We start from the raw sequence: 13,548 nt of genomic DNA on the forward strand, positions 1-13,548 counted from the left end.
AGGGCTTTTCGTTTGTGCTAGAAAAGTGCCGCGACGCGATCGATGTCTTCCTGCTTCGTAGCAAAGCTGGTGATGAATCGGCGGATGCGCTCGCCCTTGCCGATCGAGGCTTCCATTCCGATCGGCGTATCCCAATCATAGAATTTAGCGCCGGCTGCCCTGAGCGCTTCGGCTTTCTCGTCTGATATGACGATGAAGAGCTGGTTGCCGCCTGTCTCCCACGCGAGGCGCGCATCTTTCGACCTGCGTACGGCATCGGCGAGCTTCTCTGCCATGCCATTCGAATGGCGCGCCAGGTCGAGCCACAGATCACCTTCGAGCCAGCGGTCGAACTGCTGGGCGACGAAGTTGGATTTTGAAAACAGGTTGGCGCCGCGTTTGCGCAGGTGTGGAATCGCGGCAGCATCCGCTTTGTTGAAACAGATGATGGCTTCGGCGCACCAGCAGCCGTTCTTGGTGCCGCCGAGCGAGAGGATATCGACGCCGGATTTCCAGGTCATCTCGGCCGGCGAGACGCCGAGTACCGCGACCGCGTTGGAGAAGCGGGCGCCATCCATATGCACTTTCATGCCGGCCGATTTCGCCACATCGGCGAGCGCGCGAATTTCATCCAGCGTGTAGATCGTTCCCGCCTCGGTCGCCTGGGACAATGTCAGCGCCACCTTCTGGCCGACATGCACGTCCTCGCTGGGAAAACGGGCCATGGCCATTTCCAACTTTTCGGGGCTGATCTTGCCCCTGACCTCACCACCGACGCCGACCAGCTTGCCGCCGTTGGACATCAGTTCGACGGCGCCGCCTTCGTGATGGATGACATGTGCTTCAGTATGGCAGAAGATGACGCTTGCGGTTTTCGAGACGGAGGCGAGCGAGAGCGAATTCGCGGCCGTGCCGGTTGCGACGAAAAAGGCGGAGACCTCACGCTCGAACATTTCCGACAGCTTTGCTTCGACTGCCAGGTCGGCATCGCTCTCGCCATACGGTGCTGTGTAAATGCCGGCGGCTTCAACGAGCCTCTCGGCGATGAGGGGATGGGCGCCGGCCCAGTTGTCGGAGGCAAAAATCAATTGAAAACTCCTTCTATAATGCGCGCTTTATAGGCGAAGGTCGCGCGCCGAAAAAGCCATGTCGCACCAGATTCGAGAGCGATCTTACTCATGTCCATTTTCCGTCATATTTTTTGGAAAGTGACCTTGCGGGGCGTGGATGTTTATGTCATCAATTCCATGCAATAGGACAGTCATGCTGTCCTATTTTGCTGCATGGATCCTGAAGGCTGGTCAACGGCCTTTAAGAAGCGGTCCGGCCTTGGAAAAACTGATGGGGAAATCAGGCCAAGGCAGAAGCCGGCAGTGGCTGCAAGACTGGGTCGATTTGGCCCGGTAATTGCAGCGCGTTCAGGAAAATGCGAGGATTGAAATCGCTTGCGGCGCAAGAGCTGAAGCTCCGCGCCTGCGAACACGGAAAACAGCGCGGACGCTCGCGCGGCAGGAGGACATGACGATGACGGACCATACCGCATCACGTGCATTCGGTGAGTTTGGCGCTTTGCAGGCGACGACTTCGCTGAAAGCGCCCTCTTTCAATCCCGGCTTCCCCAAGAAACAGGGTCTTTACGACCCCCGGAACGAGCACGACGCCTGCGGCGTCGGCTTCGTCTGCCATATGAAGGGCGAGAAGTCGCACCAGATCGTCAAGGATGGCCTGTTCATCCTCGAAAACCTGACCCATCGTGGCGCCGTTGGTGCCGACCCCTTGATGGGTGATGGCGCGGGCATTCTGGTGCAGATTCCCGATCAGTTCTTCCGCGAGGAAATGGCCGGGCAGGGCGTCACGCTGCCGCCTGCGGAGCAATATGGCGTCGGATACCTCTTCATGCCTCGGGATGAGGCGGTGCGTGCTCATATCAAGAGCATCATCGCCGAGGTTGTTGCGGCCGAAGGCCAGGTGCTGCTCGGCTATCGCGAAGTGCCGGTCGACAATTCCTCGCTTTCCAAGGCGCCCCACATTGCCGCGACCGAGCCGTTCCATGTGCAGGTGTTCATCGGCGCGGGCGAAGCCGTGCAGGACAATGCCGAATTCGAACGCCGGCTGTTTACGCTCCGCAAAGTGATCTCCAACAAGATCTATGCGGAGACGCAAGGGGAGGACAACGGCTTCTACATCGTGTCGCTGTCGACCACCACAGTGGTCTACAAGGGCATGTTCCAGGCCTTTCAGGTCGGCGCCTATTATCCGGATCTTGCCGATCCGCGCTTCCAGTCGGCGGTGGCGCTCGTCCACCAGCGCTTCTCGACCAACACCTTCCCGAGCTGGAAGCTGTCGCACCCTTACCGGATGGTCGCCCATAACGGCGAAATCAACACGCTGCGCGGCAATGTCAACTGGATGGCGGCGCGGCAGGCATCCGTCTCCTCGCCGCTCTATGGCGACGACATTTCCAAGCTCTGGCCGATCTCCTATGAAGGCCAGTCGGACACCGCTTGTTTCGACAACGCGCTCGAATTCCTCGTGCGCGGCGGCTATTCGCTTGCTCACGCCATGATGATGCTGATCCCCGAAGCCTGGGCCGGCAACCAGTTGATGAAGGCCGAGCGCAAGGCATTCTACGAATACCATGCCGCGCTCATGGAACCATGGGACGGCCCCGCTGCCGTAGCCTTTACCGATGGCCGGCAGATCGGCGCGACGCTTGATCGCAACGGCCTTCGTCCGGCGCGCTATCTCGTCACCTCCGACGATCGCGTGATCTTGGCCTCCGAGTCCGGTGTGCTGCCGGTGCCGGAGGAACTAATCATCAAGAAGTGGCGTCTGCAGCCGGGCAAGATGCTGCTGATCGACATGGAGAAGGGCTGCATCGTCTCCGACAAGGAAGTCAAGGAAGGCCTGGCCAAGGCGCATCCTTACGAGGAATGGCTGGACAGGAGCCAGCTCATCCTCGAGGACCTCGACCCGGTCGAGCCGCGTGCGCTCCGCCGCGACGTATCGCTGCTCGATCGCCAGCAGGCTTTCGGCTACACGACCGAGGACACCAAGCTGCTGATGTCGCCGATGGCGACGACGGGCCAGGAAGCTGTCGGCTCCATGGGTACCGATACGCCGATCTCGGCGATGTCGGACAAGTCGAAGCTGCTCTACACCTATTTCAAGCAGAACTTCGCCCAGGTCACCAACCCGCCGATCGATCCGATCCGCGAGGAACTGGTGATGAGCCTCGTCTCCTTCATCGGCCCGCGGCCGAACATTCTCGACCACGAAGGCGCATCCAAGGCCAAGCGGCTGGAAGTGCGCCAGCCGATCCTGACCAACGGCGATCTCGAGAAGATCCGCTCGATCGGCCATACGGAAGACCGGTTCGACACCAAGACGCTCGACTTCACCTATGCGGTGGAGCGCGGCGCCGAAGCCATGCCCGAAATGCTCGACCGGCTCTGCGAGCGGGCGGAAGCCGCCGTTCGCAGCGGTTACAACATCATCGTGCTGTCAGACCGCCAGCTTGGCCCGGACCGCATCGCGATCCCGGCGCTGCTCGCCACCGCCGCCGTCCACAACTACCTGATCCGCAAGGGTCTGCGCACCTCGGTCGGCATCGTGGTGGAATCGGGCGAACCGCGCGAGATCCATCATTTCTGCTGCCTGGCCGGCTACGGCGCCGAGGCGATCAACCCCTATCTCGCATTCGACACGCTGATCGATATGCACAAGCGGGGCGAATTCCCCAAGGAAGTCTCGGACGACGAGGTCGTCTATCGCTACATCAAGGCGGTGGGCAAGGGCATCCTCAAGGTCATGTCCAAGATGGGCATTTCGACCTATCAGTCCTATTGCGGCGCGCAGATTTTCGACGCCGTGGGTCTGTCGACCGAATTCGTCGACAAGTTCTTCTTCGGCACCGCGACGATGATCGAAGGCGTCGGTCTCGATGAAGTCGCGGCAGAGACCCTCAGCCGTCACACGTCCGCTTTCGGCCGCGATCCGGTCCTGGCGAGCACGCTCGATATCGGCGGCGAATATGCCTATCGCATGCGCGGCGAGGCGCATTCATGGACGCCTGACGTGGTGGCGGAACTTCAGCACGCCGTGCGCGGCAATGCCGAGGACCGCTACAAGGAATTCGCGCGGCTGGTGAACACGTCATCGGTGCGGATGAACTCGCCGCGCGGCCTGTTCACCGTGAAGATGGCCGACGCGATCGGCCGTGCGCCGATCGATGTTTCCGAAGTCGAACCGGCTGCCGATATCGTCCGTCGCTTCGCCACGGGCGCGATGTCTTTCGGCTCGATCAGCCGCGAGGCCCATACGACGCTGGCGATCGCGATGAACAAGATCGGCGGCAAGTCCAACACCGGCGAGGGCGGCGAGGAGAGCGAGCGCTATATGCCGAAGCTCGACGGCTCGATCCCGCTTGAACGCTCGGCGATCAAGCAGGTCGCATCCGGCCGCTTCGGCGTGACGACGGAATATCTCGTCAATGCCGACGTGCTGCAGATCAAGGTCGCGCAGGGTGCCAAGCCCGGCGAGGGTGGCCAGTTGCCCGGCCACAAGGTCGATGCGACGATCGCCAAGACCCGGCATTCGACGCCGGGTGTCGGCCTCATCTCGCCGCCGCCGCATCACGACATCTATTCGATCGAGGATTTGGCGCAGCTGATCTTCGACCTGAAGAACGTCAATCCGGCCGCCGATATTTCGGTCAAGCTTGTCTCGGAAGTCGGCGTCGGCACGGTTGCCGCCGGCGTCGCCAAGGCGCGCGCCGACCACATCACGATCTCCGGCTATGACGGCGGCACGGGTGCATCGCCGCTGACGTCGCTGAAGCATGCGGGTTCGCCATGGGAAATCGGCCTCGCCGAGACCCAGCAGACGCTGGTGCTCAACGGCCTGCGTTCACGTGTGGCGCTGCAGGTCGACGGCGGCCTCAAGACCGGCCGCGATGTCATCATCGGTGCGCTGCTCGGCGCCGACGAGTTCGGCTTCTCGACCGCGCCGTTGATCGCGGCCGGCTGCATCATGATGCGCAAGTGCCATCTCAACACCTGTCCGGTCGGCGTCGCCACCCAGGATCCGGTGCTCAGGAAGCGCTTCAAGGGCCTGCCCGAGCATGTGATCAACTACTTCTTCTTCGTCGCCAACGACGTCCGTGAAATCCTCGCCGACATGGGCTTCAGGAGCCTGAACGAGATTGTCGGGCGTTCGGAATATCTCGAGAAGAATGAGTCGATCAGCCATTGGAAGGCCAAGGGGCTCGACTTCACCCGTCTCTTCCACAAGGTCGAAGCGCCAGTGGAAGCGACGCACTGGACCGAGCGCCAGAGCCACCCGATCAACGACATCCTCGACCGCGAGCTGATCGCGGGCGCCATGCCGGCACTCGAAACCAAGCAACCGATGGTGATCGAGGCCGTCATCAAGAATGTCGACCGTTCGGCGGGCGCCATGCTTTCTGGCGAAGTCGCCAAGCGTTACGGCCAGAAGGGCCTCAAGGATGATACGATCACCGTCAAGCTCAAGGGCACGGCGGGCCAGTCCTTCGGCGCTTTCCTCGCGCGCGGCGTCACCTTCGACCTTGAAGGCGATGGCAACGACTATGTCGGCAAGGGTCTCTCGGGCGGACGCATCATCATCCGGCCGGCTGAGAATTCGAGGATCGTTGCCGAAAACTCGATCATCGTCGGTAACACGGTGCTTTACGGCGCGACGACCGGCGAATGCTATTTCCGTGGCGTGGCCGGCGAGCGTTTCGCCGTGCGCAACTCGGGCGCCGTCGCGGTTGTCGAGGGCGTGGGCGACCATGGCTGCGAATACATGACCGGCGGCGTCGTCGTCGTGATCGGCGAGACGGGCCGCAACTTCGCGGCCGGCATGTCCGGCGGCGTGGCCTATGTGCTCGACGAGAGCGGCGATTTCGCCCGCCGCTGCAACATGGCGATGGTCGAGTTGCAGCCGGTGCCGGAAGAGGACGAACTCCTCGAAAAACTGCATCATCACGGCGGCGACATCGCCCATATGGGCATGGTCGATGTATCCGGCGACATGACGCGGCATGACGAGGAGCGGCTGTTCCAGCTGATCTCCAATCATGCGCACTATACCGGCTCCACCCGCGCCAAGGAGATCCTCGACAACTGGGTCGCGTTCCGGCCGAAATTCCGCAAGGTCATGCCGGTCGAGTACCGTCGTGCGCTCGAGGACATGGAGCGGATGAAAATGCAGGAGGCGGCGGAGTAAGTTGTCTGTGTGTCTGCGTTGTGATATGACGTTGGCATATGACAACATTGGAGGCCGCGATGAATGAGCATGTGCCCATCGACAATGAGCAAGAGGGCGTGACCGTCAGCGTGTTCAGCAATGGCAGAAGCCGAGCAATCAGAATTCCCAAGGAATTCGAGTTCTCGGGCAAAACTGTCGTGATGAGCAAGCAGCCTGACGGATCTATCCTGATACGAACGGGTGAAACGTCGGGATTGGTTGACTATTTGCAGACTGCGGAAGCCTGGAATGGCGACGATTTCCTGGCTGAAGTTGACGATGAGTTTGCACCCTTGGACGAAATCGATCTGCCATGAGGTACATGCTCGATACGAACATAATCTCGGCGGTTGTTTACGAGCCGCGGGGAAGGGTCTTCCAGAAACTGATCGACGTGGGCGAAGTGAATGTTTTCACGAGCATCTTCGTCCACGCGGAAATCTGGTATGGGGTCAAGAAGAAAGGCTCCAAGGAACTTGCGGCAAAGGTATCGAATGTCACCGGTAGGCTCTTCGTTGCCCCTTTCACAATGCCCGGCGACCAACGGTATGCCGACATTCGGCTCGCCTTGAGGCAGGGCAAGAATATTGGGCCGAACGATATGTGGATCGCGGCCCACGCAGTGGCTCTTGATGCAGTGCTGGTGACGGACAATGAAGGTGAGTTTGGCCGGGTACCGGGATTAAAAATCGAGAATTGGTTGAAGTAGCGCCGGGTTCCGGCGGAGTAGAGAACAGGCAGGGACGATGGGCAAGGTAACTGGATTTCTTGAGATCGACAGGCAGGTTGGCAAGTATCAGCCCGCCTCGGACCGGATTCGCCATTTCCGCGAATTCACCATTCCGATGTCGGATCAGGAAGTGGAAAAACAGGCCGCCCGCTGCATGGATTGCGGCATTCCCTTCTGCCACGGCCCGACCGGCTGCCCGGTGCATAACCAGATTCCGGACTGGAACGACCTCGTCTTCAACGGCAAGTGGGAAGAGGCGATCCGCAATCTGCATTCGACCAACAATTTCCCCGAATTCACTGGCCGTGTCTGTCCGGCGCCCTGCGAGGAAGCCTGCACGCTGAACCTCGAGGATGTTCCTGTCGCCATCAAGACCGTCGAGCAGGCGATTGCAGACCGGGCCTATGAGATGGGCTATATCGTGCCGCAACCGGCGACCATCAAGACAGGCAAGTCGGTCGCCGTCATTGGCTCCGGTCCCGCCGGCATGGCGGCTGCCCAGCAGCTTGCTCGGGCCGGCCACAATGTCGATGTCTACGAGCGCGAGAGCCGTCCCGGCGGCCTGCTCCGCTACGGCATTCCCGATTTCAAGATGGAGAAGAACTTCATCGACCGCCGCGCCGACCAGATGCGCGGCGAGGGCGTGACCTTCCATTGCGGCGTCAATGTCGGCGTTGATATGCCGATGGAAAAGCTGCTCGCCGATTACGATGCCGTGCTCTATTGCGGCGGCTCCGAGACGCCGCGCGATGCCGGTATTCCGGGCGTCGAGTTCGCCGGCGTCCATGACGCCATGCCCTATCTCGTGCAGCAGAACCGCCGCCTCGGCCGCGAAAACATCGACAGCGTCGGCTGGCCTTCCGCGCCGATCGTCGCCGGCGGCAAGCATGTCGTGGTGGTCGGCGGTGGCGATACCGCGTCGGACTGCGTCGGCACTGCCTTTCGCCAGGGCGCGGTTCGCGTGACGCAGCTCGACATCCGGCCGCAGCCGCCGGAGAAGGAAGACAAGCTCGCCGTCTGGCCGTTCTGGGCCACCAAGATGCGGACATCGTCCTCGCAGGCCGAGGGTGCCGTGCGAGAATTCCAGGTCGCCACGCTCGAATTCGTCGGTGAAGACGGCATCCTGACGGGCGTGAAGTGCTGTCAGGTGGACGATCGCCGCCGCCCCGTCGAGGGCACGGAATTCATTATCAAGGCCGATCTCGCCTTCATCGCGATCGGTTTCCGTGGGCCCTTCACGGACAGTGTGCTCAAGGACATGGGCGACACGCTGGCGCTCAATACAGACCGGCGCGGTTCGACCAATGTCGTCGCCAACGAGGACGACTACAAGACGTCGGTCGATAAGCTGTGGACCGCAGGCGACGTGCGCCGGGGCCAGTCGCTCGTGGTCTGGGCCATCCGCGAGGGCCGTCAGGCCGCCCGCGCGATCGATGAAGCGCTGATCGGCGCGACCACGCTGCCGCGATAAATTGTCTGTTTTTCAGGAATGAGTGCCCCGGTCTCCGGGGCATTTTTCGTTCAGCCCGCTGGCTTGGCGACCGGCTTCCATTTGAAGTCATCGACGCGTCCCTCGGGCGCGTCGATGGTCTCGCCCTTCTCGATCAGCTTGTCACGCGGGGTGATGCCGCTGGCCTTGGGAACCGAGGCCTGGTCCAGAAGCCGGCTGCTGCCGTCGAGTTCCGGATCGACCAGGCTGATCGGCGGCACGGCCACGATATTGGTGATCGTCGGTGACGTCGCCGCGCTGTCGATCGTCCCCGCCGGATTGAGCTGCGAAATCGCGGGCACGCCCACGCCGATCAGTTTACGGATCGATTTTTCGACATAGAAGGCGACCTTGCGCTTGCCGGCTTTGGTAAAGCTCAAACCGTCCGAGCCGCGCAGGCGAACCGGCTGCCCATTCATGTCGGAACCGGACGCGATGAACTTGCCGTTCTCGTCGGCAAAACCGTCCCAAATATCGATGAATTCGCCACCCGCCATTTCCGATTTGACGCGATAGAGATTGTTCAGGATCGCGGCATCGGCGCTGAGGGATGGCGAGGAGAACGCGGGCAGGCCAACCCACAGGAACGGTGTCTTGTTCTGCTTGGCGATCTCGATGATCGCCGCGATGCGCTTCTCATATTCGGCATTCCAGGCTTCGGTCTGGTATTTTTCCTTCTTGCCATTGATGCTCATCTGCTGGCGGTCATTGGCGCCGAGCATGATGACGATCATCGCAGGCTTCACCTCGCCGATATAGGTAGTCAGTGTCTGCGGCCAATCGAGATGGTCGGTGCGGACGAGGCCGGACGAGCCGTCGGTGCGCTTGTCGATGACGATGCCGGCATCGGGTGCGAAAGCGACTTCCAGGCCATCGGCCAGCGCGCTGCCCATGAAATCGCCGATCACCATCACCTTCTTGGCATCCGGCAGCTTGGCGATCTCGATCTCGGCGCCCGTCACGGCTGGATCGCTGGTGGTCTTGCTCTTCTTGCGGCGCGGCCGCTTCACGCGAATCACCGAGGTGTTGGCGTTGGTGACCTTCTTCCTGCGGTTGGGCCGGAAGATCATGTCGATGATGGAACGGCGCTCGCGGGTTTCCTGCGCCTGGGCGACATTGGTGTAGTTGAACGCCGGGTCAAGGATGAGGAAGGCGGCCGCCAGCAGCGGCAGCAGACATTTCGTGATGAGGCCGGCAAGGCGGCTTCGCGTAACGATCAGCATCATCGATTCCGCACTCCACGAAAAGAAAGGGCCGGACTAGCCGGCCCCTTCCGATTATAGATGATTAGACCTTAGCGCTGCAAGGCCTTGAGCAGAGCCTCGGACGGTTCGCCATCCTGTTCCATGCCGAGCTGTTTCTGGATCGCCGCAATCGCCGCCTTCGAGCCGGAGCCGAAATTGCCGTCGATCTTGCCGTCATAATAGCCGAGCGTCTTCATGCGTTCCTGAAGCTCGAACTTCTGCTTGATGTCGAGCGAACCATTGGGGCGAGGCCAAGCCTGTGCCACGCCGTTATAGCCCGCAATCTGGTCGGCCAGCATGCCGACGCCCATGGCATAGGAATCGGCGGCATTGTACCGCTTGATGACGAAGAAGTTCTTGGTCACGAGAAAGCCGGGGCCGTTAGGGCCGGCCGGCATTTTCAGCACTGCCCGGTCCTTGCCATTTTTGAAGCCCTTGCCTGAAGGGCGGACAAAACCGAGCTTCTGCCACTCGGCGAGCGATTTGCTCTTGCCTTCGTATTTACCTGCGGACGAAGGAAGCCTGACCTCGTAGCCCCAGGTCTTGCCCGGCTGCCAGCCGTTCTTCTTGAGCAGATTGGCCGATGTGGCCAGCGCATCGGGGATTGAATTCCAGATGTCGCGCTTGCCGTTGCCGTCAGCGTCATAGGCGTAGATCAGGTAGCTCGTCGGGATGAACTGGGTATGGCCCATCGCGCCCGCCCATGAGCCGGTCAGCGACTTCGGTGCGACATCGCCATGTTCGAGAATCTTGAGGGCCGCGATGAGCTGCGTGCGGGCGAATTTGCCGCGCTTCGGATCGGCATAGGCAAGCGTCGCAAGCGCACGGGGAACATTGTGCAACCGGTCGGGTTTGTCGAACACCGCGCCGTAATTGCTCTCCATCGACCAGATCGCCAGAAGAATATGCTTGTCGACACCGAAATGCCGTTCGATGGCCGCCAGCGTCTTGCCATGTTCGCGCAGCATGTCCCGGCCGATGCCGACCGTGTAAGGGTTCACGCGACCGTCGAGATAATCCCAGATCTTGTGCTCGAATTCAGGCTGGTAATTGGCCTTGCGCAGCACTTCCGGGTCGGGCTCGGTCACGCCCTTGAAGGCTGCGACATAGGTCGACTTGCTGATGCCCGCCTTGGCGGCGGTCGTGTAGAAACTGTTGATCCACTTCACAAAACCTTTATCGGCATGCGCCGGAGAGGCGATGAAAAGGCTCGCTGCCGCGAAAATCGACAGAAGGCTTGTTTTCAGGATCGTCTTGCGGTCTTTCAGCATTGGCTTCATTCCGGTTGTGGATGGTCGAGGACAGAATTTACCCAAACGAAGTCAACAAATTCTTTACCATGGCGACTCACTTGCGTCACCTTTTTAAAAAGTAATAGGAATTCGTGTATGACTGCGCGCATCCACGACAATGTCGGTTCCGATCCGGGAGAATATAATGACGGCTGGTAAGGTAAAAAAGGCGGTGTTTCCTGTCGCGGGCCTGGGAACCCGATTTCTTCCAGCCACCAAGGCGGTGCCGAAGGAAATGATGACCGTCGTGGACAAGCCCGTCATCCAATATGTGGTCGAAGAGGCGATCGAGGCCGGAATCGAGCATTTCGTCTTCGTGACGGGCCGCAACAAGGCCGTCATCGAGGACTATTTCGACATCCAGTACGAACTCGAATCGACGCTGAAGGCCCGCAACAAGAATGCGGAACTCGACCTTCTCTCCTCGATCCTGCCCAAGGCGGGCTCGACCAGCTTCACCCGCCAGCAGGAACCGCTCGGGTTGGGACATGCCGTGTGGTGTGCGCGAGACATCGTCGGCAATGAACCGTTCGCAGTCCTGCTCCCCGACATGATCATGAAATCCGAAGTCGCCTGCCTCAGGGGCATGGTGGACTTGCATGCGGTGAGCGGCGGCAATGTGATCGCCGTTGAAGAATGCGCGCCGGAACTCGCCCATCGCTACGGCATCGTGGCAAGGGGCGACACGGTTGGCGACGGCTTCCGCATCACCGGCATGGTCGAGAAGCCAGCGAAAGGCACGCAGCCTTCGAACTTCTTCATCAACGGCCGCTACATCCTGCAGCCGGAAATCTTCGATATCCTCGAGACGCAGGAACGCGGTGCCGGAAACGAGATCCAGATCACCGACGCCATGCTGAAACTGCTGAAGCAACAGGATTTCACGGCCTATCATTACAAGGGCGTGACCTATGACACGGGCGCCAAGGACGGCTTCATCATGGCCAATATCGCCTTTGCGCTGGATCGCCCGGACATCAGGGGACTGGTGGAGGCCGACCTCAAGGCGCTTGTCGCGGCGTTGAAATAGTCAGCGTTTCAGCGTGAGGCCGATGCCGGCGCGGAAGACATCTATGTCGGCCACGTTATCCTGCCTTGTGCTCTCCCACGAGACGTCGGTCACGAGGTCGAGCGAGCGGGAAATGCCCCAAGTCAAGCCTGTGCCGAGCGTGACGACGCTTTGCCTGGCGGTGGCCTGGTCCTCATAATCGCGAAGCGTGATGCCGCTGGAAATCTGACCGGTCAGGTTCTGCAGGATGATCTGGCTGAGGATTGCGGTTCCCGAATAGGCGACGTCGCCCGAAGCGCCCGGAGTGGACGACGGCTCGATTTCAGTTTTCAGATTGAGCGCGAGATCGGTGCCGCGATGGGGCGACCATATAGCGGTGCCGTCGATCGTCGCGGCCGAAATGGACTTGAGCGCCGAATCGTTGAATTCGGCGACCGTATAGCCGCCCGCGAGCTCGCCCTTCAGCTTTTCGCCGAAATCGAACTCCACACCCGACTTCAGGGCGTAGAGCGTTGCGTCGCGCACGAAGCCGAGCGAATCCCTGTGCTGGTCGTAGATCGTCTGGCCGTAGGCGGCCTCGACGAAGGGGATCAGCGCCGGCGAAAGTTCGTAGCCGACACGGCCACGGAGGATGCCGGCGTTCCGGTCGCGCTCGGCCTGGGAAAGCAGGTCGCCGTTGTCGAGCACTGCCGGACCATAGACATAGCGGTTGAATTCCAGCCCCGCCGTGGTGCGCAAGACGCCGAGGTCGCGTGTTATTGCGGCACTTGCGGTATATGTCTCGACATCCGATTGCGTGGTGGCGTTGGCGACCGCATTGGGATCGCTGACATCCTCGCGTTCCAGCGAATAGCCGGCCTTCAGCGTGCCCGTCATCTCATCGGTGAGGTCGAGCCGCAGTTCCGCTTCGATCTTGCCTTCCGGATCGTCGTCCGGCGGGCCGGAGAAAGTCTTGTCCCACGTGCCTTCCGCATCGATCTTCAACTGATGCAGCGACCAGTTCGAGGTCGCCGATGCCTGGAGTCCCGAACGCAGGTAATAGCGGGTCGTGCTGTCCTTGCCTGTTATCGTGCGTTCGGCGCCGAGCGTCTCGGTGAGCGCCGGTCGAAGCACGAAGGAGCCGACCTTAATGCCCTGTGCATCGTTGCGCGTCGCGTCGGCCGTTGCTTTCAAGCCGTCCACCGCATTCTCCCGCAGGTTCTGGCGGCGCAGTTCCTGCAAGGCCTCCTGGTCGAGAAGTTCGGTGGGATCGGTAATCGGCGAGTCGATGCCCGACGTGTCGATCGTCTCCTTAAGCGGTGCATCCGCCAGTTCCGCCTCATCGGAAGCATCAGCAGCGTTGGGGTCGTCGGAAGTCGTCGAAGGCTCGTTTGCCGGCTGGGTGCGGAACTGGTCCTCGGCCACCTTCTGCTCGTCGGCGGATTGCGCGAAGGCGGCGCCCGCCAGGCCAATTGCCAGATGCGCCGCGACCAGCCCTGCGGCGAGCGGGCGGCGGATACGGACTGGCGAGGGGTGTTGACGCGTCATAGGGTACC

The 13,548-nt window shown here is 61.0% G+C and carries 9 protein-coding genes; 5 read left to right on the forward strand and 4 right to left on the reverse strand.

The annotated features are described in order from the left end of the window. Nucleotides 1–17: 17 nt before the first annotated feature. The gene (locus ACSQ26_RS00280) at nucleotides 18–1,067 is read right to left on the reverse strand and encodes a threonine aldolase family protein (protein WP_436005159.1); all 1,050 of its coding nucleotides are present in this window, start codon (nucleotides 1,065–1,067) and stop codon (nucleotides 18–20) included. A 436-nt stretch (nucleotides 1,068–1,503) separates the two neighbouring features. Here ACSQ26_RS00280 and gltB point away from each other — a divergent pair, with 436 nt between their 5' ends. Genes gltB through ACSQ26_RS00300 form a run of 4 tightly spaced genes read left to right on the forward strand, consistent with a single transcriptional unit; the run spans nucleotide 1,504 to nucleotide 8,450 of the window. Continuing rightward, nucleotides 1,504–6,228 (forward strand): glutamate synthase large subunit, encoded by a 4,725-nt coding sequence (gene gltB / locus ACSQ26_RS00285; protein ID WP_436005161.1) that lies wholly within the window; start codon nucleotides 1,504–1,506, stop codon nucleotides 6,226–6,228. Between the two features lie 59 nt (nucleotides 6,229–6,287). Then, entirely contained in the window at nucleotides 6,288–6,566 is a 279-nt protein-coding gene (locus ACSQ26_RS00290; protein ID WP_436005163.1) for an antitoxin, read from the forward strand. Between the two features lie 5 nt (nucleotides 6,567–6,571). After that, entirely contained in the window at nucleotides 6,572–6,958 is a 387-nt protein-coding gene (locus tag ACSQ26_RS00295) for a type II toxin-antitoxin system VapC family toxin (protein WP_436005165.1), read from the forward strand. 37 nt (nucleotides 6,959–6,995) lie between these two features. Beyond that, entirely contained in the window at nucleotides 6,996–8,450 is a 1,455-nt protein-coding gene (locus tag ACSQ26_RS00300) for a glutamate synthase subunit beta (RefSeq protein ID WP_436005167.1), read from the forward strand. A 50-nt stretch (nucleotides 8,451–8,500) separates the two neighbouring features. On the opposite strand, the gene ACSQ26_RS00305 is transcribed toward ACSQ26_RS00300, so the two are convergent. Both ACSQ26_RS00305 and ACSQ26_RS00310 read right to left on the reverse strand, forming a co-directional pair. After that, nucleotides 8,501–9,694, reverse strand: a complete 1,194-nt coding sequence (locus tag ACSQ26_RS00305) for an SGNH/GDSL hydrolase family protein (protein WP_436005169.1) — start codon at nucleotides 9,692–9,694, stop codon at nucleotides 8,501–8,503. A gap of 68 nt (nucleotides 9,695–9,762) precedes the next feature. After that, nucleotides 9,763–10,983 carry a lytic murein transglycosylase gene (locus ACSQ26_RS00310; RefSeq protein WP_436005171.1) on the reverse strand — a complete coding sequence of 407 codons (1,221 nt, stop codon included), beginning with the start codon at nucleotides 10,981–10,983 and terminating at the stop codon, nucleotides 9,763–9,765. A 166-nt stretch (nucleotides 10,984–11,149) separates the two neighbouring features. Between ACSQ26_RS00310 and galU the strand changes: the two genes are divergently transcribed. Then, entirely contained in the window at nucleotides 11,150–12,034 is an 885-nt protein-coding gene (gene galU, locus ACSQ26_RS00315) for a UTP--glucose-1-phosphate uridylyltransferase GalU (RefSeq protein WP_436005173.1), read from the forward strand. Here the strand turns inward: galU and ACSQ26_RS00320 are convergent, their stop codons facing one another. Continuing rightward, nucleotides 12,035–13,540: an outer membrane beta-barrel protein gene (locus tag ACSQ26_RS00320; protein ID WP_436005175.1), complete on the reverse strand. Its 1,506-nt coding sequence runs from the start codon at nucleotides 13,538–13,540 to the stop codon at nucleotides 12,035–12,037. It lies immediately after the preceding gene. Between the last annotated feature and the right edge of the window lie 8 nt (nucleotides 13,541–13,548).

It is taken from the genome of Rhizobium sp. LjRoot254 (assembly GCF_964254105.1).
Classification (GTDB): Bacteria; Pseudomonadota; Alphaproteobacteria; order Rhizobiales; family Rhizobiaceae; genus Rhizobium_E.